Source organism: Leifsonia stereocauli, from assembly GCF_038432415.1.
GTDB classification, from domain to species: Bacteria; Actinomycetota; Actinomycetes; order Actinomycetales; family Microbacteriaceae; genus Orlajensenia; species Orlajensenia stereocauli.
This window is the reverse complement of sequence record NZ_JBCAUN010000003.1, coordinates 370,829-391,596: the sequence shown is the minus strand read 5'-3', so window position 1 is coordinate 391,596 and position 20,768 is coordinate 370,829. Positions and strand designations below refer to the sequence as shown.

General features: G+C 67.7%; 23 protein-coding genes and 1 tRNA gene. 7 read left to right on the top strand and 17 right to left on the bottom strand.

Translation table 11 applies throughout. The features are described from left to right. Nucleotides 1-10 precede the first annotated feature (10 nt). The 6 genes from AADV74_RS15915 to AADV74_RS15890 are packed head-to-tail and all read right to left on the bottom strand — an operon-like array spanning nucleotide 11 to nucleotide 4,304. Nucleotides 11-1,093: a sulfate/molybdate ABC transporter ATP-binding protein gene (locus AADV74_RS15915; protein ID WP_342115926.1), complete on the bottom strand. Its 1,083-nt coding sequence runs from the start codon at nucleotides 1,091-1,093 to the stop codon at nucleotides 11-13. Then, on the bottom strand, nucleotides 1,090-1,911 hold the full coding sequence (locus tag AADV74_RS15910; protein ID WP_342115922.1) for an ABC transporter permease: 822 nt from the start codon (nucleotides 1,909-1,911) through the stop codon (nucleotides 1,090-1,092). Before AADV74_RS15910 ends, AADV74_RS15915 begins: the two co-directional genes overlap by 4 nt. 8 nt (nucleotides 1,912-1,919) lie before the next feature. Beyond that, complete coding sequence (gene modA / locus AADV74_RS15905; RefSeq protein ID WP_342115920.1) at nucleotides 1,920-2,762, bottom strand: molybdate ABC transporter substrate-binding protein; 843 nt, start codon at nucleotides 2,760-2,762, stop codon at nucleotides 1,920-1,922. Beyond that, nucleotides 2,759-3,169 (bottom strand): TOBE domain-containing protein, encoded by a 411-nt coding sequence (locus AADV74_RS15900; RefSeq protein WP_342115916.1) that lies wholly within the window; start codon nucleotides 3,167-3,169, stop codon nucleotides 2,759-2,761. Before AADV74_RS15900 ends, modA begins: the two co-directional genes overlap by 4 nt. A 56-nt stretch (nucleotides 3,170-3,225) precedes the next feature. Next, complete coding sequence (locus tag AADV74_RS15895) at nucleotides 3,226-3,867, bottom strand: winged helix-turn-helix transcriptional regulator (protein ID WP_342115913.1); 642 nt, start codon at nucleotides 3,865-3,867, stop codon at nucleotides 3,226-3,228. A gap of 11 nt (nucleotides 3,868-3,878) precedes the next feature. Beyond that, entirely contained in the window at nucleotides 3,879-4,304 is a 426-nt protein-coding gene (locus tag AADV74_RS15890) for a VOC family protein (RefSeq protein WP_342115910.1), read from the bottom strand. Nucleotides 4,305-4,728: 424 nt separating this feature from the next. Here AADV74_RS15890 and AADV74_RS15885 point away from each other — a divergent pair, with 424 nt between their 5' ends. Together AADV74_RS15885 and AADV74_RS15880 are read left to right on the top strand one after the other, a co-directional pair. Then, on the top strand, nucleotides 4,729-5,556 hold the full coding sequence (locus tag AADV74_RS15885) for a DUF4397 domain-containing protein (protein WP_342115908.1): 828 nt from the start codon (nucleotides 4,729-4,731) through the stop codon (nucleotides 5,554-5,556). 104 nt (nucleotides 5,557-5,660) lie between these two features. Further along, nucleotides 5,661-6,233 carry a class F sortase gene (locus tag AADV74_RS15880; protein ID WP_342115905.1) on the top strand — a complete coding sequence of 191 codons (573 nt, stop codon included), beginning with the start codon at nucleotides 5,661-5,663 and terminating at the stop codon, nucleotides 6,231-6,233. A gap of 64 nt (nucleotides 6,234-6,297) precedes the next feature. On the opposite strand, the gene AADV74_RS15875 is transcribed toward AADV74_RS15880, so the two are convergent. Beyond that, nucleotides 6,298-6,387 (bottom strand) — tRNA-Ser (locus AADV74_RS15875). A 113-nt stretch (nucleotides 6,388-6,500) separates the two neighbouring features. Here AADV74_RS15875 and AADV74_RS15870 point away from each other — a divergent pair. After that, entirely contained in the window at nucleotides 6,501-7,655 is a 1,155-nt protein-coding gene (locus AADV74_RS15870) for a N(5)-(carboxyethyl)ornithine synthase (RefSeq protein ID WP_342115904.1), read from the top strand. Nucleotides 7,656-7,813: 158 nt separating this feature from the next. Next, complete coding sequence (gene radA / locus AADV74_RS15865; RefSeq protein WP_342115901.1) at nucleotides 7,814-9,238, top strand: DNA repair protein RadA; 1,425 nt, start codon at nucleotides 7,814-7,816, stop codon at nucleotides 9,236-9,238. Nucleotides 9,239-9,279: 41 nt separating this feature from the next. On the opposite strand, the gene AADV74_RS15860 is transcribed toward radA, so the two are convergent. The 4 genes from AADV74_RS15860 to AADV74_RS15845 form a co-directional block, all read right to left on the bottom strand. Further along, entirely contained in the window at nucleotides 9,280-9,717 is a 438-nt protein-coding gene (locus AADV74_RS15860; RefSeq protein WP_342115900.1) for a dehydrogenase, read from the bottom strand. 135 nt (nucleotides 9,718-9,852) lie between these two features. After that, on the bottom strand, nucleotides 9,853-10,494 hold the full coding sequence (locus tag AADV74_RS15855; RefSeq protein ID WP_342115898.1) for a hypothetical protein: 642 nt from the start codon (nucleotides 10,492-10,494) through the stop codon (nucleotides 9,853-9,855). A 119-nt stretch (nucleotides 10,495-10,613) separates the two neighbouring features. Continuing rightward, nucleotides 10,614-11,120, bottom strand: coding sequence for an amino-acid N-acetyltransferase (locus AADV74_RS15850; RefSeq protein WP_342115897.1), 507 nt, complete (start codon nucleotides 11,118-11,120; stop codon nucleotides 10,614-10,616). A gap of 202 nt (nucleotides 11,121-11,322) precedes the next feature. Then, nucleotides 11,323-13,848 carry an ATP-dependent Clp protease ATP-binding subunit gene (locus AADV74_RS15845; RefSeq protein ID WP_342115893.1) on the bottom strand — a complete coding sequence of 842 codons (2,526 nt, stop codon included), beginning with the start codon at nucleotides 13,846-13,848 and terminating at the stop codon, nucleotides 11,323-11,325. A gap of 196 nt (nucleotides 13,849-14,044) precedes the next feature. Here AADV74_RS15845 and AADV74_RS15840 point away from each other — a divergent pair, with 196 nt between their 5' ends. Together AADV74_RS15840 and AADV74_RS15835 are read left to right on the top strand one after the other, a co-directional pair. After that, nucleotides 14,045-14,662 (top strand): hypothetical protein, encoded by a 618-nt coding sequence (locus AADV74_RS15840; protein ID WP_342115891.1) that lies wholly within the window; start codon nucleotides 14,045-14,047, stop codon nucleotides 14,660-14,662. Next, complete coding sequence (locus AADV74_RS15835) at nucleotides 14,662-14,892, top strand: helix-turn-helix domain-containing protein (protein WP_342115889.1); 231 nt, start codon at nucleotides 14,662-14,664, stop codon at nucleotides 14,890-14,892. The genes AADV74_RS15840 and AADV74_RS15835 overlap by 1 nt, the downstream gene beginning before the upstream one ends. Before the next feature lie 12 nt (nucleotides 14,893-14,904). Here the strand turns inward: AADV74_RS15835 and AADV74_RS15830 are convergent, their stop codons facing one another. Then, a complete protein-coding gene (locus AADV74_RS15830; RefSeq protein WP_342115887.1) occupies nucleotides 14,905-15,342 on the bottom strand; it encodes a hypothetical protein in 438 nt (145 codons plus the stop codon). 59 nt (nucleotides 15,343-15,401) lie between these two features. Between AADV74_RS15830 and AADV74_RS15825 the strand changes: the two genes are divergently transcribed. After that, nucleotides 15,402-16,382, top strand: a complete 981-nt coding sequence (locus AADV74_RS15825; protein ID WP_342115885.1) for a pirin family protein — start codon at nucleotides 15,402-15,404, stop codon at nucleotides 16,380-16,382. A 55-nt stretch (nucleotides 16,383-16,437) separates the two neighbouring features. On the opposite strand, the gene cls is transcribed toward AADV74_RS15825, so the two are convergent. The 5 genes from cls to panC form a co-directional block, all read right to left on the bottom strand. Continuing rightward, on the bottom strand, nucleotides 16,438-17,901 hold the full coding sequence (cls, locus tag AADV74_RS15820) for a cardiolipin synthase (protein ID WP_342115882.1): 1,464 nt from the start codon (nucleotides 17,899-17,901) through the stop codon (nucleotides 16,438-16,440). Nucleotides 17,902-17,907: 6 nt separating this feature from the next. After that, nucleotides 17,908-18,099 carry a hypothetical protein gene (locus AADV74_RS15815; protein ID WP_055821619.1) on the bottom strand — a complete coding sequence of 64 codons (192 nt, stop codon included), beginning with the start codon at nucleotides 18,097-18,099 and terminating at the stop codon, nucleotides 17,908-17,910. A 75-nt stretch (nucleotides 18,100-18,174) separates the two neighbouring features. After that, complete coding sequence (locus AADV74_RS15810) at nucleotides 18,175-18,324, bottom strand: hypothetical protein (protein WP_157497775.1); 150 nt, start codon at nucleotides 18,322-18,324, stop codon at nucleotides 18,175-18,177. Continuing rightward, entirely contained in the window at nucleotides 18,324-19,838 is a 1,515-nt protein-coding gene (gene lysS / locus AADV74_RS15805; protein ID WP_342115876.1) for a lysine--tRNA ligase, read from the bottom strand. Before lysS ends, AADV74_RS15810 begins: the two co-directional genes overlap by 1 nt. Before the next feature lie 35 nt (nucleotides 19,839-19,873). Next, on the bottom strand, nucleotides 19,874-20,767 hold the full coding sequence (gene panC, locus AADV74_RS15800) for a pantoate--beta-alanine ligase (protein ID WP_342115874.1): 894 nt from the start codon (nucleotides 20,765-20,767) through the stop codon (nucleotides 19,874-19,876). Between the last annotated feature and the right edge of the window lies 1 nt (nucleotide 20,768).

Below are 20,768 nucleotides of genomic sequence, written 5' to 3'. Positions count from 1 at the left end.
GCCCCAGGCCTCACAGAGGGTAGGCGACGGCATCCCCCGGGCGGAAGGCCAGCCAGACGTGGGCGCCGGAAGTCAGATCGAGATCGGCGACGACGCCCGGTGTCACATCTGCGGCCATTTGGTCCGTCCGCACGCGGATGAGGTCGCCCCGCGTCTCGAGGTCGATGACCACGCCGGGCAGGATATTGAGGGCCGGGTCGAGGGCATCGGTGGTGCTGACGGAGACGAGAGCGGGCCGGATCGCGATGCCGACGCGGGAACCCTCGACAAGCGACTGGCCGACGGTAACCGCGACGTGGCTGCCGGCATCCGTGCGAATGCCGCCGGCGGATGCCGTTCCCGCGAGCAGGTTGAGGGCGGCGAGCCCAGCGGCGAATTGCGTCGACGGCTTGTCGAGCACCTGTCGGGTGGGGCCGATGTCGACGATGCGGCCGGCTTCCAGAACGACGACGCGGTCCGCCAGGGTGAACGCGTCGAGCACGTCGTGGGTGACGATGACGGCGGTGCGGTCGGCGAGCACGTCACGCAGCATGCGGCGGATCGCGGGGGCGACCGAGACGTCGAGAGCAGCCAGCGGCTCGTCGAGCAGCAGGAGTCCGGGGTCGGATGCCAGTGCTCGCGCGACTGCGATGCGCTGGGCCTGTCCGCCCGACAGCTGGCCCGGCTTGCGCCCGCTCAGCTCGGCGGCGTCGACCCTGCGCAGCCAGTCATGCGCGCGGGCATCCGCCTCGGCGCGGTGGACTCCGGCGCTGCGCGGGCCGAAGGCGACGTTGTCGAGGACGGTGAGATGGGGGAACAGCAGGGCGTCCTGTGCGAGCAGGGAGACACCGCGCGCGTGCGGCGGCATCCATCGGCTCCGGATGCCGCTGCGCGCCGCCCTCGTGCCTCGAGCGTCGACAGGCACGTCGAACAGCACCCTCTCATCGAGCATCGCCCGCCCGGAGTCCGGCTTGATGAGGCCGGCGATGAGGTTCAGCAGGGTCGACTTGCCTGCGCCGTTCGGGCCGAGCACGGCCACCGTCTCCCCCTCTGCGAGAGTGAGCTCGACGTCGAAGCCGCGCTCGGCGACGGTCGCCTCGAAGGTGAAGGTCACGAGCTCGCCCCGCGTCGGAATCCGGTGAATTCCCCGGCCTGATGGGCGAGGCCCACGACCACCACCGCGACGATCACCAGAACGAGCGACAACGCGACCGCCGCATCCGGATCAGTCTCGCGCTGCAGGTAGATCTCGAGTGGGAGCGTGCGAGTCACGCCCTGCAGGCTGCCCGCGAAGGTGAGCGTGGCGCCGAATTCCCCCAGCGCCCTGGCGAAGGAGAGCACGGCACCGGAGATGAGCGCCGGGAGCACCAAGGGCATGGTGATGCGGCGAAGCACCGTGGTGGGGCGGGCACCGAGAGTGGCGCCGACGGCTTCATAGCGCGTGCCGACAGTGCGGAGTGCGCCCTCGAGGCTCAGCACCAGGAAGGGCAGGGCGACGAAGGTCTGGGCGAGCACGACGGCCGTCGTGGAGAACGCGATCGTGACCCCGAGCATCTCGAACGTCTGGCCCAGGAGGCCCCGCCGGCCGAAGGTGTAGAGCAGGGCGATGCCGCCGACCACGGGCGGCAGCACGAGGGGCAGCAGCACGAGGGAGCGCAGCACCTTCTGGCCCCAGAACTCGGCGCGGGCGAGGACGACCGCCATCGGAACGCCGAGCACGATGCAGAGCGCCGTCGCGATCACCGAGGTGCGCAGGCTCAGCAGCAGAGCGGCGACAGAGGACTCCGAGGTGATCAGGGGAACGAACTCGGCCCAGTTCACGCGCAGGATCATGGCCGCCAACGGCAGCACCACGAACGCGGCCCCGATGACGGCCACGATCATGACCCAGCCGGGAATGCCGGCGTAGGAACTGCTGCGACGTCGAGGCATCCGGTGGGCTAGGGCTTCCCGAAGCCGGCGGACTCGAGCACGTACTGACCGATGTCGCCGCTGACGTAATCGACGAAGGCCTGGGCGGCGTCGGCGGCCTTCGACGCCTTCACCGTGGCGATCGGATACGTGTTGACGGCCTCGCTCGACTCGGGGAAGGGGATCCCCAGCACGGCGTCTCCGGCGGCGATCACGTCGGTCACGTAGACGAGCCCGGCGTCGGCCTCACCCGAGGTGACCTTGCCGAGCACATCCGTCACCGACGACTCCTCGCTCACCGGTTCGAGCGTGACTCCGGCGGCCTGCTCGACGGTGACCGTCGCCGATCCGCAGGGCACCTGAGGAGCGCAGACGACCGTCTTCACCTCGGGCTTCGCCAGGTCGGCGAGGGTGGCGATGCCGGCAGGGTTCGTCGGCGGCACGGCGATCTGCAACACGTTCGTCGCGAAGTCGACGGGTGCACCGGCGTCGACCAGGCCGTCGTCGGTGAGCTTCGCCATGTTCTTCTCGTCGGCCGAGGCGAACACATCGACGGGCGCGCCCTCGGCGATCTGCGTGACGAGGTCGGAGGAACCGGCGAAGTTCAGCGCGACCGTCACGTCGGGGTTCGCCTTCTCGAACTCGGCGGCCAGCTCGGTGAAGGTCGCCTTGAGCGACGCCGCCGCGAAGACCGTGATCGAGCCATCGAGGGCGGATGCCGCTGCCGCCGGTGAGCTGGTTGCCGCGGGCGCTTCGGCGGTTGCACTCGAGCAGGCGGCAAGCGCGACGGCGGCCACTGCGGCGAGGGCCAGGACGCCGGCCGTGCGGGGGCGGATGCGGCTGCGGTCGGTCGTGCGGATGCGGATGGTCATTCTTGGGCCTTCCCCGCGGGGGTCTCGATGATGACCGTGGTGGCCTTCACGACGGCGATGGCGACGGATCCCAACTCGAGGCCGAGGTCGCGCACGGCCTCACTGCTCATCAGCGAGACGATGCGATGCGGACCGCACTGCAGTTCGACCTGGGCCATGACCTTGTCCATCGTGATCTCGGTCACGAGACCCACGAGGTGGTTGCGTGCCGACCGACCGATCTCCGACGGATCGGCCGGCAGCACGGCGTTCCTGCGTGCGAGGCGCGCGAGTGTCAGACCATCGACGACGCTCCGGCCCGAGGCGTCCTTCGTGCTCTCAAGCAGCCCGTTGTCGATCCAGCGGCGCACGGTGTCATCGCTGACGCCGAGGAAGCTGGCGGCATCTTTGATCCGAATCTGCGACATGAGAGCAACTCTATGTCCGCGAACGCGTTCAGACGCCAGAAATTCGGATGCCGAGATCAGGCGGGCAGGTGGAACGTGCTCGCGAAACGCTCGAGGAGTTCACCACGTCCATGCAGCACCTCGACGACTCCCGTCGCGATGGCGCGATCCGGGGCCAGCTCACCGGAGATGAGACGACGGATGTCGTGGCTCGCCGAGAAGGCGAGATCCGCCGGACCGTCACCTCGCGACACGTCGAGTGCGGATCCGTCGACCCGGATGAGCAGCTCGGCGAACCCGAAGCGGGTCGCATATGAGGTCGGCGGCAGGCTCGCGGCCACCTGCGGACGGAAGGCCGTGCGGAGGTCTATCGTCATCGAGTCGGGGGTGATGACCTGCTCTTCCCGTGGATCACCCAGCGCCTTGTAGCCCCACGCTCCGAGAGCGAGCACGACGGGTTCGAGCCCGCGCCCATACGGGGTCAACTCGTAGACGACGATGCGCGAGCGAGGCGCTCGGCGTATGACGCCGGCAGCCTGCAGCTCCTTGAGCCTCGCCGCGAGGATGTTGCTCGGGATGCGCGCGAGACCGGCGGCGAGTTCGCCGTAGCGGCGCGGCCCGACGAGCAGGTCGCGAACGATGAGCAGAGCCCAGCGTTCGCCGATCAGCTCGAGGGCTCGAGTGACGCCGCCGTACTGGCCGTAGTCGCGTGCAGCCATGGGCCTCGGACCTACGCGTTCGCGGCGGCCTCGGCGCCCTGGGCGGCGGCCGGGTCGAACCATCCGAACTCGAGGATGTTGCCGTCGGGGTCGTTGAGCTGGCGCTGGTACATGAAACCGAAGTCGGTGGCGTCGTGCGGCTCCACTCCCCCGGCGGCGATACCGACTGCGAGTGTCTCGTCGACATCCTCCCGGCTGTCGAGGAAGATCGCTGTGGACACCGACGGATTCGCTGCGGGGTCGCCGATCGGGAGATCGGTGAAGGTCTGGAAGTAGTCGCGGGTCAGGATCATGACGTAGCTGTGGCCGTCTTCGACCACGAAGCAGGCACCATTGTGATCCGACATGGCCGGATTGAGGGTGAAGCCGACCGCGGAGTAGAACGTCTTCGCGCGCTCCAGGTCGGTCACCGGCAGGTTGACGAACATCGCGGTCATGGTGGACTCCCTCTTCGTGGACCCGTTTGGGGACGGGCTAACACTTGCAAAAAACAAGTGGTGTGTCAAGGGTTTCAGGGCTCCGGCGCCACGGCCCTCGCCGCCCACCCGCAAGAAGGCCGGTTGCGTTGTTCGGGCTGGATGGACACCTCAGCTCTGCAGGGTGAAGAAGATGGCGTCGGTGGACCTCGTGACGGTCAAGGTCGTGTCCACTGGCAACATCCTCCAGGCCGTGGCCGAACAGAAGTCGACCTCGTCATGGGAGAGCTCTGCTTGCGAGGCGACTCTGTCTATCGTCCCTCTGCGAGTAGTCGTGCGGGTAGGTCGCGCGGTGATGCGAGCGAAGATGCATCCGGATGGCGCTGAGAGACGGAACTAATGGTGACAGCACTTCTCCGCCTTCGGGCCTTACATGGAGGTAACTATGCGCACAAAGATCATCACAGCCGGCATCGCCGCCGGCGCTATCGCTATCTTGGGGGCAACCGCTCCCGCCCAAGCCGCCGAGGGCGACGCTCAACTGTCCGTGCTGCACGGCGTTCCAGACATCACGGTCGACGTCTACGTGAACGACGAGCTGACGCTGGACGACTTCGCGCCGGGAACATTGGCAGGCCCTCTGCCTCTGGCCGCCGGGACATACTCCGTCGCCATCACGGCTTCTGACGCCGCTGACGCCTCGGATCCGGTGATCGGGCCGATCGACCTGACCCTCGAGTCAAACGGCAACTACACCGCCGTGGCTCACCTGGGGGAGGACGGGACCCCGACCGCCACCTTGTTCACGAACGACGTAGCGACGCTCCCTGCGGGTGAAGGCCGACTCACCGTCCGCCACGTCGCCGCGGCTCCGGCCGTGGACGTCCTGGCAGGAGGCACCCCTGCGATCTCTGGGCTCACGAACCCCAACGAGGAGGTGCTGAACCTTCCCGCTGGCGTGATTTCCGCATCGGTCGCTGCCGCCGGAACAACCGACCCGCTGATCGGCCCGGCGGACGTCAACGTCGCGGAAGGTGTCAACACGATCGTCTACGCATGGGGAAGCCTCGACGATGACAACCTGGACCTCGCCGTCCAGACCATCGGTGACCTGCACTCGAACCCGGGCGGTATCCCTGCTGGTTCAGCCGGCCTGGTCGCTACCAACAAGCCGTTCGATTCGACTGGCCTGTGGGTGGGTGCGTCCGCGTTGGCTCTGCTTGCAGCCGCCGTTGTCGCCGCGGGTCTGACTCGCGCGAAGGCGCGAAGCTGACGCACGACGAGAGGGAGGCCGCGACGAGAGCATCGTCTCTCGTCGCGGCACTCCTCTGCATCGCCGCTCTGACCGGGTGCAGCTCCCGCACCTCGTCTCAGTCGATGCCGACTCCCCCCGCGACCACTATCGCTCCCGCTCCCGCTCCCGCTCCGTCCTCGCCGAAACCCACGGCTTCGGTGGTAGTGCCCCTCTCCGGCGCCGATCTTGACCAGCAGTACCCGGTGGCAGTGGCGCCGGTCCGAATCCAGATCCCAACGATCGGGGTGGACATGAGCGTCCAGCCCGAGGGGACAGCAGATACCGGAGCCATGGCATTGCCCCCGAACCCAGCAGACGCCGCCTGGTATCGGTACGGGTCCTGGCCCGGCCACGACCGGGGCGCCACTGTGATAGCTGCCCACGTCGACTCCCTCGACTACGACATCGGCCCGCTCGCTCGGCTCCCAGAGGCAACAGCAGGCACCGAGGTCATCGTCACCGTCGAAGACGGATCGGAAAGACGGTACGAAGTGCAGACTGAAGGGATGGTGCGCAAGCCGGAGGTCGATTGGCCGACGATATTCGACAGGGGAGGGCCGCCACGGCTGGTGATCGTCACATGTGGGGGCGAGTTCGACTACGACCGGCGGGTCTACCTGGACAACGTGGTCGTCACCGCGACGCCCGCGAAATAGGACCCGCTCTGCCGGAGATGGTCCGCACCATGCGAAAAGGCCCTCGCAAGCGAGGGCCTTTTCATGGCGGTACCGGTGGGATTTGAACCCACGGTGGACTTTCACCCACACAACTTTTCGAGAGTTGCACCTTCGGCCGCTCGGACACGGTACCGAGAAGGAGTTTAGTTGAGCAGAGGCTTCTGCGCGAATCGGGGCCTACGGCTGGCGGCATCCGTTCACCCGCAGCCTGAATCGGCAGGGCACGGGGTGGCGTAGCCTTCGCACATGACCACCCCTCCTCTTCTCCGCCTCGGCGTGATGGCCACTTCGCGCAAGCTCGACGAGAAGCGCCTGCCGCTGCACCCGTCGCACCTGGAGCGAATCGACGAGGACCTGCGCGCGAACATGATGCTCGAGACCGGCTATGGCGAGCGCTTCGGTATTCCGGATGCGAGCCTCGCACCCCTCGTCGGATCGATCGCCTCACGCGAGGAGATCATCGCCGCCGCCGACGTGATCGCTCTGCCCAAGCCCCTGGCGTCGGACCTCGCCGAGTTGCGCGACGGGCAGACGCTCTGGGGCTGGCCGCACTGCGTGCAGGATCGCGAGATGACGCAGTTCGCCATCGACAAGGGCCTCACGCTGATCGCTTGGGAAGCCATGAACCACTGGACGAGCGACGGCGGCTTCGGCCTGCACGTGTTCCACAAGAACAACGAGATCGCCGGATACTGCTCGGTGCTGCACGCGCTGCAGCTCTGCGGATCGACCGGAGACTACGGCCGCCGGCTCAGTGCCGTGGTCATCGGGTTCGGCGCGACGGCCCGCGGTGCAGTCACAGTGCTGAACGCCCACGGCATCCACGACGTGCGCGTGCTCACCAACCGCGACACGGCGGCCGTCGGCTCGCCCATCCCCTCGGTCGACATCATCCAGTTCGAGCACGACCCGGAGTCGCCGTTCCAGAGCACCGTGAACACCGAGGACGGCCCCGTCGCCCTCGCGCCGTTCCTCGCGGCCCACGACATCGTCGTGAACTGCACCCTGCAGGACCCGAACGCTCCCCTCACCTACCTGCGCGAGGAGGACCTCGGCGAGTTCCGCCCGGGCAGCCTCATCGTCGACGTGTCGATCGACGCCGGCATGGGCTTCAGCTGGGCGCGCCCCACGACCTTCGACGACCCGATGTTCACCGTCGGCGAGTCCACGAACTACTACGCCGTCGACCACAGCCCGTCGTTCCTCTGGAACTCGGCCACGTGGGAGATCAGCGAGGCGCTCATGCCGTTCCTCCGCACCGTGATGGAGGGCCCATCCGCGTGGGCTGAGTCGGACACCATCCGTCGCGCGACCGAGATCGAGGCCGGGCGCATCCGCAACGGCGCCATCCTCGAGTTCCAGGGGCGCTCGAGCGAATACCCGTACCTGCCAGCCCGCTGAGACGGGCGACCCTCCGGCGCCGCCTCGCATCCGCCTCGACTTCATCGCGAGTTCACGGTGGCGGATGCTGCTCCCCCACACACCGCTTCGCCGCATGGATGGCGTTGACCCGCGGAGCGGCATCCGGCAGTGTCGTCGGGCCCGATTAGGCTCGCCCCATGGCCCGATCCACCAACGCGTACCGCTGCGTCGAATGCGGCTGGACGACGGCGAAATGGGCCGGCCGCTGCGGCGAGTGCCAGCAGTGGGGAACCGTGACGGATGCCGCCGAGCAGGCCGGCGGCAACGCCCGCGCCGTGAAGCCCGTCGCCGTCTCCGCAGGCCGTGCCGCTCGCCCCATCACCGAATTCACGGCCGAGATGGAGATCACCCGCTGGCCGAGCGGGATCGGCGAGTTCGATCGTGTTCTCGGCGGCGGTGTCGTTCCAGGAGCGGCCATCCTGCTGAGCGGAGAACCAGGCGTCGGCAAGTCGACGCTGCTGCTCGAGGTCGCCGCTCGAGCTGCGGCCACCGGCAAGAGGGTGCTCTACGTGAGCGCCGAGGAGTCCGTGAGCCAGGTGCGGCTGCGCGCCGCACGCACCGGAGCCCTCGTTCCGAACCTCTACCTCGCGTCGGAGACCGACCTCGGCACCATCCTCGGCCAAGTGGACTCCGTCGAGCCGCAGCTGCTCATCGTCGACTCCGTGCAGACGGTGTCGAGCTCGCTCTCCGACGGCCTCGCCGGCCAGCCCGGGCAGGTGCGAGAGGTCGCAGCGGCCCTCGTGCGACTGGCGAAAGAGCGCGAGCTGCCGATCCTGCTCGTCGGCCACGTCACGAAAGACGGCTCGATCGCCGGGCCTCGTCTGCTCGAGCACCTCGTCGACGTGGTCTGCCACTTCGAGGGCGACCGCCAGACCGCGTTGCGCTTCGTTCGGGCGCTCAAGAACCGCTTCGGCCCCACTGACGAGGTCGGCTGCTTCGAGATGACCGGCGACGGCATCGCCGAGGTGCCGGATCCGAGCGGACTGTTCCTCAGCCGCGGCTCGACCAACGTCAGCGGAACCTGCGTCACCGTCGCCCTCGAGGGTCGGCGCGCCCTGCCCGTCGAGGTCCAGGCACTCGTCGTGAAGGCCACGGGCCCGCAGCCGCGCCGGGTCATGAACGGCGTCGACCCGTCGCGGGTGGCCATGATCCTCGCCGTGCTCGAACGCCGGGCCGGCCTCAAGGGCGTCGGCGAGCACGATGTCTACATCTCCACCGTCGGCGGTGTGCGCCTCACCGAGCCGGGGGCCGACCTGGCCATTGCCGTCGCGATTGCGTCGGCGCTGAGCGAGCGCCCGGTTCCGCACGATCTCACCGCGTTCGGTGAGATCAGCCTGGCGGGCGAGGTGCGTCCGGTCTCAGCCGCCGCACAGCGCGCCTCAGAGGCACGCCGTCTCGGCTTCACCCACGTGCTCGACGCCGAGGTGGGCAGCGTTCATGCTGCCCTCGAGCGGCTGCGGCTCGCTGGCCCGTCGGCATCCGACGTCAACGACGCTCGCGCCGCGGAGCGCCGGGCAGCGCAGCGCGACGAATGGGAGCGCGAGTTCAGCGGGTCGTTCTAGGGCGACGCCGCGAGGCGATGATGCCTGCGCCAGCCCCGCGCCTACGCCTCGACGTCGAGCACGCGCAGGATCTCGGCCGGAGTCGCCTGCATCGGATGCGGCCCGGCGATGTCGAAGAACACCGTGGTGATCAGCTCGGCATTGGCCCCGAGGAACGCCCGGAGCCACACCGGAGACTGCAGGCCAACGGCAGGCGGCAGGTTCGCGGGCTTGTTCGCCGCGTCGCTGAACAGCAGGAGAGCCACTTCGCCGGTCTCGGGCGAGCGATAGGTCCAGACCTCGCCGCCGTCGAGCGGGTTGTCGCGCGGGCCCGGCTTCAGCAGCGGCACCACGGTGTTGCCGTTGCGCAACGCCAACGCGACGGCAGCCATGTCCTGGTGCTCCAGCGCCTCGGCGAGCGCCTGAGACCGGAATGTGGTAGCAGCGGGAGCAGCGGATTTCGCGGACTTCTTCGACTTCTTCGGAGACGCTGAGGGCATGCTTCAAGGGTAGTCACCGCGCCGACTCATCGCCGCTTGCCGAGGACCGAGCGAAGCGATCGTCCGCGGCGCTTCTGTGAATGCCACCTGCGCTTCGGCCGCGCGCTGCGCGCGGACCTTCGCGAGCGGCGGACCTCAGTTGAGCAGGAACTGCGTGGGCTCGCTGGTCACGTTGCCGACGGTCACCGTCAGCTTGTAGGACGCGCCACCCGCCGGAACGACCTCGCGGTCGCCATCGCAGCTGTCGGCCGAGGAGCGCGTGCGGTCCCAGGTGAGCGGCGCAGACGAGCCGATCGGAACGTTCGGCTTGAGGGTGACGTCCGCATCGACGGCATCCTTCTGGCAGTCGGTCGACAGCCAGTAGACCTCGTCGCCGCTGGTGATCGTGAACACCTGCTGCGAGCTGCCAGCGTTCACGACGCATGGCTTCGAGCCCGTGTTCGTGATGCTGAGCGAGAGCTGCGGCTTCTGCTCGGCCGCATAGGCGTCGAGGTCGGTGATCGCCTTCACGGCGACGTCGTCGTCCTTGCAGGCAGCACCCTTCGCATCGACGGCATCCGTCGGGATCGACGTCGCATCGGCGGCAGGCTTCTCGGAACTCGTGGAGGCCGGGCCGGGAGTCTTCTGCTCGTTCGGCTCCCCGGAGCTGGAGCCCGGGCGAACCACGATCAGGATGATGACGACGATGACGGCGATCAGGCCGAGACCGACTGTGAGACGCCGGCGCCAGTACACCTTGCTCGACTGGGGGCCGACTGGATGCTTGAGCGTCGACATACCGACAGGGTAGGCACCTGCACCCCGCGCGACGGTGAGGCGCCGCGGCGCGCCGCCAGCCTCTCAGGAACCCGTGGCGGCCGCATCCGTTCTCGTCGACGGATGCCGTTCACCCATCGTCAGCGCAGCAGCTTGAGCATGCGCGTGTTGCCGAGGGTGTTGGGCTTCACGCGAGCGAGGTCGAGGAACTCGGCCACGCCGTCGTCGCGGGATCGCACGAGCTCTGCGTATACGGCAGGATCGACGGTCTCGGTTCCCATGTCCTCGAAGCCGTGGCGCTCGAAGAACGGCACCTCGAAGGTGAGGCAGAACAGCCTGGAGAGGCCGAGTTCACGGGCATCCGCCTCGAGCACGTCGAGCAGGGCGTGACCGACGCCGCGACGGAGCCACTGGGGGGCGGCAGCGAGAGTGCGCACCTCACCGAGGTCCTCCCACATGACGTGCAGCGCTCCGCAGCCGACGACCTCGCCGTCGGCCGACTCTGCGATGCGGAATTCCTGCACCGACTCGTAGAGCACGACGCGTTCCTTGCCCAGCAGGATGCCGCTCTGGACGAGAGGCTCGACGAGCCGGACGATGTGGGGGATGTCGCTCGTACGGGCACGGCGCACGTGGAGGTCGGTCACCTCACCAGCCTAACGACGCCGCGCGGCCGCCGTATGAAGGCGAACACACCCCCGTGTGAAGGCATCACGCCGGACTGCCCACTGTTCTCGCGGACGCGGGTTTCCGGATGCCTTCACACGGCGGAATCGAGATGGGAATGCACCGCACAACGAGAGGAAGGGCCGGGCGACCCGAACGCCCGACCCCTCGCTGATGATGCTTCTAGTCCGCAGTGATCGCCAGGTCGGGGGTGACCCCGCCCGTGCCGAGCGTGGCGCCGGCGTTGATGCCGACTCCGGCCGGAACCTCGCGACGTGTGGTGGTGAACACGAACTCGCCATCGATGAAGTCGACGTGCACGTGGTCGCCCGAGCCGAGCTCGCCGTGCAGGATCTTCTCCGACAGGCGGTCCTCGACCTCGTGCTGCACAGCTCGACGCAGCGGCCTGGCACCGAGGGCCGGGTCGAACCCCACCTCGATGAGACGCTCCTTGGCGGGCACCGTGAGCTCGACGGTCATGTCGCGGTCCAGCATCCGATCGCTCAGACGCTTCACGAACAGGTCGACGATCTGCAGGAGCTCGGCCTTGTTCAGCTGCGGGAAGACGATGATCTCGTCGACGCGGTTGAGGAACTCGGGCTTGAAGTGCTTCTTGAGCTCGTCGTTGACCTTGCCGCGCATGCGGTCGTAATCAGTGGCGCTGTCGCCCTCGAGGAGGAATCCGACCGGGCCGCCTGAGATGTCCTTCGTGCCGAGGTTGGTCGTCATGATGATCACGGTGTTCTTGAAGTCGACGACGCGACCCTGGCCATCCGTCAGGCGTCCCTCCTCCAGGATCTGGAGGAGCGAGTTGAAGATGTCGGGGTGGGCCTTCTCGATCTCATCGAAGAGCACGACGCTGAACGGCTTGCGGCGCACCTTCTCGGTGAGCTGGCCACCCTCCTCGAAGCCGACGAATCCGGGAGGAGCACCGAACAGGCGCGAGACCGTGTGCTTCTCGCCGTACTCGCTCATGTCGAGCGAGATCATGGCGGCCTCGTCATCGAACAGGAACTCGGCGAGCGCCTTGGCGAGCTCGGTCTTTCCAACGCCCGTGGGACCGGCGAAGATGAACGATCCCGAGGGACGCTTCGGGTCCTTGAGTCCGGCACGGGTGCGACGGATGGTCTTGGCGAGGGCCGAGATGGCCTCCTCCTGACCGATGACGCGCTGGTGCAGAGCCTTCTCCATGAAGACGAGTCGGCTCGACTCCTCCTCGGTGAGCTTGAACACGGGGATGCCGGTGGCCTGTGCGAGCACCTCGGCGATCAGGCCCTCATCGACCACGGCGGTCGTCTTGACGTCGCCGGACTTCCACTGCTTCTCGAGACGCAGACGCTCGCCGAGGAGGTTCTTCTCCTCGTCGCGCAACGACGCGGCCTTCTCGAAGTCCTGGTCCTCGATGGCGGTCTCCTTGGCAGCACGCACCACGGCGATCTTCTCGTCGAACTCGCGCAGCTCCGGCGGGCTCGAGAGGATCGAGAGTCGCAGGCGGGCGCCGGCCTCGTCGATCAGGTCGATGGCCTTGTCGGGCAGGAAGCGGTCGCTGACGTAGCGGTCGGCGAGGTTCGCGGCCGAGACGATGGCGCCATCCGTGATGGAGACCTTGTGGAACGCCTCGTACTTGTCGCGGAGTCCCTTGAGGATGTTGATCGTGTGGGGCAGCGACGGCTCAGCCACCTGGATGGGCTGGAAGCGACGCTCGAGAGCGGCATCCTTCTCGAAGTGCTTGCGGTACTCGTCGAGGGTGGTCGCACCGATGGTCTGCAGCTCACCACGGGCGAGCAGAGGCTTCAGGATGCTGGCGGCGTCGATCGCGCCCTCTGCCGCGCCTGCTCCGACGAGGGTGTGGATCTCGTCGATGAAGACGATGATGTCGCCCCGGGTGCGGATCTCCTTGGTGACCTTCTTCAGGCGCTCCTCGAAGTCGCCGCGGTAGCGGCTGCCGGCGATGAGGGAACCGAGGTCGAGCGAGTAGAGCTGCTTGTCCTTGAGCGTCTCGGGGACATCGCCCTTGACGATGGCCTGCGCGAGTCCCTCGACGACGGCGGTCTTGCCGACGCCGGGCTCACCGATGAGGACGGGGTTGTTCTTGGAGCGACGCGACAGGATCTGCATCACGCGCTCGATCTCCTTCTCGCGCCCGATCACGGGGTCGAGCTTGCCGTCGCGGGCTGCCTGGGTGAGGTTGCGGCCGAACTGGTCGAGGATCTGCGAGCCACCCTGCGCCTGCTGCTGCTCGTTGGCTCCGACCTGGACCTGCTCCTTGCCCTGGTACCCCGAGAGCAGCTGGATGACCTGCTGGCGCACGCGGTTGAGGTCGGCGCCCAGCTTCACGAGGACCTGGGCGGCGACGCCCTCGCCCTCGCGAATGAGGCCGAGCAGGATGTGTTCGGTTCCGATGTAGTTGTGGCCGAGCTGGAGGGCCTCGCGGAGGCTCAGCTCCAGAACCTTCTTGGCGCGCGGCGTGAACGGGATGTGCCCCGTCGGCTGCTGCTGGCCCTGGCCGATGATGTCCTGCACCTGCTCGCGCACGGCGTCGAGCGAGATGCCGAGCGACTCGAGTGCCTTCGCAGCGACGCCCTCACCCTCGTGGATCAGGCCGAGCAGGATGTGCTCGGTTCCGATGTAGTTGTGGTTGAGCATCTTGGCCTCTTCTTGGGCCAGGACGACGACGCGACGAGCTCGGTCGGTGAATCTCTCGAACATCTCTACTCCTCTCGGCGCCACGCGCGGATGCGGTGCCGATAGAAAGAGAGTAGCCAGCGATCCGCGCCGAAATGGCGGTGTTCGCCCTCGGCGCACGGAGCCTGACGGATGGCTGTGTGCCCGACCGTTGACATCCACGAGCCATCCACCTAACGTATCGTTTATCGTTGTTATCGATAATCGTTAGGAGCAGATCGTGAGCATCACCGAGACGCACAGGCCGAGCCGCGGGGACCGCATCGGGCTCTGGGCCTTCGCCGTCGCCGGCGTGGCGATCGCCGGGTGGGCGCTCTGGACTGCGATCGCCCGGATCATCGAGGTCCTGCCCAACAAGGACGTCGCGGTTCTGGCCGCGTTCTCCGGCACGCAGGCGCTGGCTCCGATCGGACCGGACGGCGCTGAGGTGGCGGTCGAGCTCGACCGGGCCATCATCACGGCACCCTCATTGCCCGGTGCGTCCCTCGCGGCGCTCGTGATCCAACAGCTCGTGCTGGCGGCATCCGTCGTCGGAGTCGTCATCTGCCTGATCTGGCTCATCCGCAACATGGCCGTCGGCACGGTCTTCAGTCGCACGAACAGCGTGCTGGTCACCACGGCCGGCTTCCTCGGGCTCGCCGGCTACTTCCTGGTGCCGTTCTTCGGCAACATGGCCGCCAATGGCGCCTTCGCCCGCGTCAGCGACCGCAGCTTCGACAACGTGATCATCTCCGTCGCACCATTCGACCTCGTGATCATCGCCTTCGTCGTCGCACTGGTGGCGACGGTGTTCGGGGTGGGCGAACGCCTCCAGCGCGACACCGAGGGCCTGGTCTGATGACTCCGGCCGAGATCCTCGAGGCCGGAGCGGTGCACTGCCGGCTCGACGAGCTGCTCGCCGCCCGCGGCATCACCCTCACGAGGCTGAGCGAGATCGTCGGGGTGAGCGTCGTGAACCTCAGCGTGCTGAAGAACGATCGCGCCCGCGCCATCAGGTTCTCGACCCTCGAGGCCGTCTGCCGGGCGCTCGACTGCGAGATCGGCGAGCTCTTCGTGCTCAGGCGGTGACGATGCCGCCGCTCAGCGCATCGCCTTGAGCGTGATGCTCTGGTCGTCGACCCTGATGCTCACGTCGGACGACGTCGTCACGTCGTCGGGAGTCGCGAACACCGTGGTGTGGGGCGCGTAGTCGGCCGTGCACGCCTGATCGTGAGGGATGGGGATGACCGAGACGACGAGCGAGTTCGATGACGCGACACGCATCGTGTCACCCACGGGCGGGCATCCCGAGCTGCCGTAGAGCGTGAGCGCGATCTGGTCGCCCTCGTCGAGCCACGAGGCGAAGGGCTGCAGCTCGCTTCCCCCGCGATCTTCGACGCCCTTCGGGCCGCCCGCGTAGTTCTCGACCGCGTTGCCCGACTGTGCGCCGGCGCCACTGCAGCCCGCGAGCGCGAGCCCTGCTGTGACCACGATGGCGACGGATGCGGCGAGCTGGGTGATCCTCGTGGCTCCGATCATGCAGCCAGCCTACGCTCGGCGGCCGATCGCATGTAAGGAGCGCGCAATAGGATGCCCCCATGAGCAACCTGGAGAAGCACCCGGACGAGCTCATCCTCGACGAGTCGTCCGCCGCAGCCATCGGCATCGTCACATCCGGCGTGCAGATCCTCGAGGCACGCGAGGTGCCTCTCGGCGGGCCGCGGGCCATGAAGGTGCACCGCACCCTCCCGCAGCGCGGCCGCCCCACCATCGGCGCCTGGTGCTTCGCGGACCACTACGGGCCCGGTGACTCCGACAGCATGGTCGTGCCGCCGCATCCGCACACCGGACTCCAGACCGCCAGTTGGCTCTTCGGCGGCGAGATCGAGCACCGCGACAGCGTCGGGACACTCGGGCGCATCCACCCCGGCGAGCTCAACCTGATGACGGCCGGCCGGGGCATCTCGCACTCCGAGGTGTCGTTCGGCGACGCCACCCGGCTGCACGGCGTGCAGCTCTGGATCGTGCTCCCCGACGATGCCCGCCACGGCGAGCCGTTCTTCGAGAGGCACACAGCCGTCATGGCCTCGGTGGCGGATGCCGCACTGCAGGTCTTCGTCGGCGCCATCGCCGGAGTCTCCACCGACGCCTCGGTGTTCACTCCCCTGCTCGGAGCCCAACTCGACCTCCCGCCGTTCGGACGCGCGGAGCTGCCACTCGACCCGGCCTTCGAGCACGGCCTCCTCGTCGACGTCGGTCCCCTCACCGTCGACGGTGTCGATGTCGCGCGCACCGAGCTCGCCTACCTGACCCCGGGTCGAGAATCGGTGACGGTGACCGCCGGCGAGGCCGGTGCCCGTGCACTGCTGCTCGGCGGAGAGCCCTTCGGCGAGCGCTTCATCATGTGGTGGAACTTCATCGGACGCACGCACGACGAGATCGAGCAGTTCCGGAGCGACTGGCAGACTGACGCGATCACCCACGGTGATCCCGGAGGTCGCTTCGGCATCGTCGATTACGACGGACGTGCGCTCCCTGCGCCCGAGATGCCGACGGTGAGACTCAAGCCGCGGTCGTAGCGACCAGCTCGAGCGCTTCGGCCGCGGACTTTCGTCCCGGCCTCGGCGACCGGAATCACTGAAGCGCGCTCGTGAGCCGTGCGAGGTTGTCGAGCACCGTCGAACGCAGCGGCTGCTTCATCCAGTCGTCGAGCGTGAGCTCCTTGCTGGCGGCACGGTAGTCGTCCTCGACAGAGCGCATCTCCTGGACGAAGCTCTTGCCGCGCACCATCAGCGAGACCTCCATGTTGAGGCCGAACGAGCGCATGTCCATGTTGCTCGAGCCGATCACGGCGACGTCCTCGTCGACGGTGAAGTGCTTCGCGTGCAGGATGTAGGGAGCCTTGTACATGTAGATGCGCACGCCGTTGCGCAGCAGCGCCTCGTAGTACGAGCGCTGGGCGTGCCACACCAGGGCCTGGTCGCCGATCTCCGACACGAACAGGTCGACGGCGACGCCACGCTGCACCGCCGTGGTGATCGCGTAGAGCATCGCCTCGTCTGGCACGAAGTACGGGCTCGTGATGACGATGCGCTCCTGCGCGTTGTAGAGCAGCGCCAGGAAGAGCCTGAGGTTGTTCTCGCCGGCGAATCCGGGGCCGCTCGGCACCACCTGGCACTCGAGCAGGCGCGGATCGTCGATGGACTCGAGCACCTCCGCCTCCTTCTCGAGCAGCACGTCGGACTCGATGAACCAGTCGGTGATGAAGATGAGGTTGAGGGCGTCGACGACGGGCCCGTCGACGCGGGCGACGAGCTCCTGCCACTTGAGGCCGCGCTTGATGTTCGACTTCTTGTTGTAGGTGCGGTCGATGAGGTTCTGCGACCCCACGAACGCCGTGCGGCCGTCGACCACCAGGATCTTGCGGTGGTTGCGCAGGTCGAGCCGCTGGTTGTTGCCCTTGAGCGGCTGCACCGGCAGCATCAGGTACCACTCGGCGCCCATGGCGGTGAGGCGCTTGAGCGTCGCCTTGTAGTCCCGTGTGTGCGACGAGGCCCAGTGATCGAGCAGCACGCGCACCTTCACGCCCCGCTCGACTGCGGCCTCGAGGGCGTCGAAGAATCCGGCGGTCGTCTGGTCGCAGGAGAGGATGTAGAACTCGACGTGCACGTACTTGCGCGCCGTCGCGATCTCGGCGGTCATGGCGTCGATCGAGCCCTGATAGCTGGCGATCAGGCGTGCGGAATTGCCGTCGACCATGGGCATGGCGCTCAGGTTGGAGTTCAGCTCGACGATGGAGCCGAACCAGGCCGGCCACTGCTCGTTGGCCTGACGCCCCTCGGGAACATCAGTGTTCGCGCGGATGAAGGCGTCCATCTCCTTCTGCTTCGCGCGTCGCTTGCGCGGGAGCTTCGGATTGCCGATCAGCAGGAACAGCAGCACGCCGATGTACGGGATGAAGAAGACGGCGAGCAGCCAGGCCGTCGCAGCAGTCGGGCGACGATTCCGCGGGATGATGATGATCGCCGCGATGCGGATGGACCAGTCGATGATGAGGAGAAGCGCGATGACGAGAAGCGACAGGTCCGTCGACGACATCTGCGCTCAGACCGCGGGCTTGTCGCGGTGTGGCGCGTCGAGTCCGAGCTTGGCGCGCTCTTCGGCCTCGATCTCGCTGTAGACCTTGCGCTCGGTGCGGTCCGCACGCAGGAGGGCACGCATGATGAACCAGAAGATACCGCCGACGAGTACCGTCGGCGTGAGCGACCAGAGCGCGTTGACCCAGAAGTTGTCCATAGCCCTGTCATTCTACGGCCCCGGATGCCGCTCCCCCACCGCGCGGGCGCGACGGCGAGAAAGCCGGAGACCCGGCTAGTTCGAGACGATGCCGATGATGCCCGTGACGATCATGTAGACGGCGAAGCCTCCGACAGCGAGCCAGATGCCGAGGCGCGTGTTGGAGACGGGCTTCTTGCCGCCGTCGTCGGGTTCGAGCTCGCTCTTCGGGAGATAGTCGTTCATCACTTCACCAGGGGGAACAGGATCGTCTCGCGGATGCCGAGCCCGGACAGTGCCATGAGCAGACGATCGATGCCCATGCCCATGCCCCCGGTCGGAGGCATGCCGAATTCAAGAGCGCGGAGGAACTCCTCGTCGAGGCGCATCGCCTCGGGATCGCCGCCGGCGGCGAGCTTCGCCTGCTCGATGAAGCGCTCGCGCTGCACGACGGGGTCGACGAGCTCGGAGTAGCCGGTGGCCAGCTCGAAGCCGCGGATGTACAGGTCCCACTTCTCGACGACGCCGGTGCGCGAGCGGTGTGCACGCACGAGGGGGGAGGTGTCGACGGGGAAGTCCATCACGAAGGTCGGGCGCACGAGGTCACCCTTGACGAAGTGCTCCCACAGTTCCTCGACGTACTTGCCGTGCAGCGGATGCTCCACCTCGACACCCTCGGACGCGGCGATGGCGCGCAGCTCCTCGATCGGTGTCTCCGGCGTGATCTCACGGCCGACCGCCTCGGAGAGGCTGCCGTACATGGAGATGCGGTCCCACTCGCCGCCGAGGTCGTACTCGGTGCCGTCAGCCCAGGTCACCACGTGCGACCCCGACACGGCCACTGCGGCATCCTGGATCAGCTTCTGCGTGAGGTCTGCGATCGAGTTGTAGTCGCCGTAGGCCTGGTAGGCCTCGAGCATGGCGAACTCGGGCGAGTGCGTGGAATCTGCACCCTCGTTGCGGAAGTTGCGGTTGATCTCGAACACCCGGTCGATGCCGCCGACGACGGCGCGCTTCAGGTAGAGCTCGGGGGCGATGCGCAGGAACAGCTCGGTGTCGAACGCGTTCGAGTGGGTGACGAAGGGGCGAGCGGATGCTCCTCCGTGCATGACCTGCAGCATCGGCGTCTCGACCTCGATGAAGTCGAGGTCGTCGAACGTTCGGCGCAGGCTCGCCACGGTCTTGGCCCGGTTGATGACGTTGGCGCGGGCCTGATCGCGCGAGATGAGGTCGAGGTACCGGCTGCGCACGCGGTTCTCCTCGGAGAGCTCGTTGTGCAGGTTCGGCAGCGGCAGGATCGCCTTGGCCGCGACGGTCCAGTCGCGCACCATGATCGACAGCTCGCCGCGACGGCTGGTGATGACCTCGCCCGAGACGAAGAGGTGGTCGCCGAGGTCGACGAGCTCCTTCCACGCCACCAGGCTCTCCTCGCCCACCTCGCCGAGCGAGACCATGGCCTGGATGCGCGATCCGTCGCCGGACTGCAGCGCCGCGAAGCAGAGCTTGCCGGTGTTGCGCAGGTGCACGACGCGGCCGGCGACGCCCACGATGTCGCCGGTGGCGACGTCGGGCTCGAGGCCCTCGTGGCGTGCACGCACGGCGGGGATGGTGTCGGTCACCGGGACGCTCACCGGATAGGCCCCGCCTGCGGCATCCGTCGCCTCTGCGATGAGGCGCTCGCGCTTGGCCAGGCGTACGGCCTTCTGTTCCGAGATCTCCTCGGCTGTCGGCTCGTCGGTGGTCGTCTGGTCGTCGGCCATGAATGTCTCCGTGGGTGCGAGCCTGGTGGCCCGCGTCAGTTCAGGGTGATGGTGGTGTTGTCGATGAGTCGGGTCCCCCCGACGAGTGCGGCCACGAGGACCGTTGCCGTGCCGCGGAAATCGTCGTCGACCGGAAGGAAGGTCGCCGGATCGACGACGACGAGATAGTCCAGTTTAACGGCGTCGTGATCGCCGAACGCTCCCGCAGCCTCAGCGAGCACCTCGGCGACGCCCTCGAAGGCCGTGTTCTCCGCCGTGCGCAGTGCCTCGGAGAGGGTGATCGCCGCGAGACGCTCCTCGTCGGAGAGGAAGCGATTGCGGCTCGACAGCGCCAGCCCGTCGAGTTCGCGCACTGTGGCGACGACCTCGATCGTCGTCGCCAGGTTGAGGTCGGCGACCATCTGCTGAACGAGGAATGCCTGCTGCGCGTCCTTGCGGCCGAACACGGCGACGTCGGGTTGCGTGATGCCGAGCAGCTTGGCGACGACGGTGAGCATCCCGTCGAAGTGGCCCGGCCGCGCTGCACCCTCGTAGAGGGAGCCGACATGCCCGGCGCTCACGCGGGTCTCGACGGCACCGGTGGGATACATCTCGTCGACTGGCGGCGCGAACACGAAGGATGCACCGTGAGCGTCGAGTGCCTCGAGGTCGGCGTCGAGGGTGCGCGGGTAGCGGTCGAGGTCCTCGCCGGCACCGAACTGCAGCGGGTTCACGAAGATCGACACGATCACGGTCTCACCGAGCTCGCGCGCCCTGTCGACGAGGGCAAGATGCCCGGCGTGCAGGGCGCCCATGGTCGGGACGAGCACGATGCGGTCACCGGATGCCCGGGCTGCGCGCACGCTCTCGCGCACCGAGGCGACGGTCGAGAGAACCGTGACTGTCGGGTCGGCTGCGAGCGTCGAGGTTGTCGGGGACGGGCGGTTCATC

Bases quoted from the DNA above. Each gene is read 5' to 3' on its own strand.
- AADV74_RS15910 (WP_342115922.1), bottom strand. From the start codon at position 1,911: ATGCCTCGACGTCGCAGCAGTTCCTACGCCGGCATTCCCGGCTGGGTC.
- modA (WP_342115920.1), bottom strand. From the start codon at position 2,762: ATGACCATCCGCATCCGCACGACCGACCGCAGCCGCATCCGCCCCCGC.
- AADV74_RS15900 (WP_342115916.1), bottom strand. From the start codon at position 3,169: ATGTCGCAGATTCGGATCAAAGATGCCGCCAGCTTCCTCGGCGTCAGC.
- AADV74_RS15895 (WP_342115913.1), bottom strand. From the start codon at position 3,867: ATGGCTGCACGCGACTACGGCCAGTACGGCGGCGTCACTCGAGCCCTC.
- AADV74_RS15890 (WP_342115910.1), bottom strand. From the start codon at position 4,304: ATGACCGCGATGTTCGTCAACCTGCCGGTGACCGACCTGGAGCGCGCG.
- AADV74_RS15885 (WP_342115908.1), top strand. From the start codon at position 4,729: ATGCGCACAAAGATCATCACAGCCGGCATCGCCGCCGGCGCTATCGCT.
- AADV74_RS15880 (WP_342115905.1), top strand. From the start codon at position 5,661: ATGCCGACTCCCCCCGCGACCACTATCGCTCCCGCTCCCGCTCCCGCT.
- AADV74_RS15870 (WP_342115904.1), top strand. From the start codon at position 6,501: ATGACCACCCCTCCTCTTCTCCGCCTCGGCGTGATGGCCACTTCGCGC.
- radA (WP_342115901.1), top strand. From the start codon at position 7,814: ATGGCCCGATCCACCAACGCGTACCGCTGCGTCGAATGCGGCTGGACG.
- AADV74_RS15860 (WP_342115900.1), bottom strand. From the start codon at position 9,717: ATGCCCTCAGCGTCTCCGAAGAAGTCGAAGAAGTCCGCGAAATCCGCT.
- AADV74_RS15855 (WP_342115898.1), bottom strand. From the start codon at position 10,494: ATGTCGACGCTCAAGCATCCAGTCGGCCCCCAGTCGAGCAAGGTGTAC.
- AADV74_RS15845 (WP_342115893.1), bottom strand. From the start codon at position 13,848: ATGTTCGAGAGATTCACCGACCGAGCTCGTCGCGTCGTCGTCCTGGCC.
- AADV74_RS15835 (WP_342115889.1), top strand. From the start codon at position 14,662: ATGACTCCGGCCGAGATCCTCGAGGCCGGAGCGGTGCACTGCCGGCTC.
- AADV74_RS15830 (WP_342115887.1), bottom strand. From the start codon at position 15,342: ATGATCGGAGCCACGAGGATCACCCAGCTCGCCGCATCCGTCGCCATC.
- AADV74_RS15825 (WP_342115885.1), top strand. From the start codon at position 15,402: ATGAGCAACCTGGAGAAGCACCCGGACGAGCTCATCCTCGACGAGTCG.
- cls (WP_342115882.1), bottom strand. From the start codon at position 17,901: ATGTCGTCGACGGACCTGTCGCTTCTCGTCATCGCGCTTCTCCTCATC.
- AADV74_RS15815 (WP_055821619.1), bottom strand. From the start codon at position 18,099: ATGGACAACTTCTGGGTCAACGCGCTCTGGTCGCTCACGCCGACGGTA.
- AADV74_RS15810 (WP_157497775.1), bottom strand. From the start codon at position 18,324: ATGAACGACTATCTCCCGAAGAGCGAGCTCGAACCCGACGACGGCGGC.
- lysS (WP_342115876.1), bottom strand. From the start codon at position 19,838: ATGGCCGACGACCAGACGACCACCGACGAGCCGACAGCCGAGGAGATC.
- panC (WP_342115874.1), bottom strand. From the start codon at position 20,767: ATGAACCGCCCGTCCCCGACAACCTCGACGCTCGCAGCCGACCCGACA.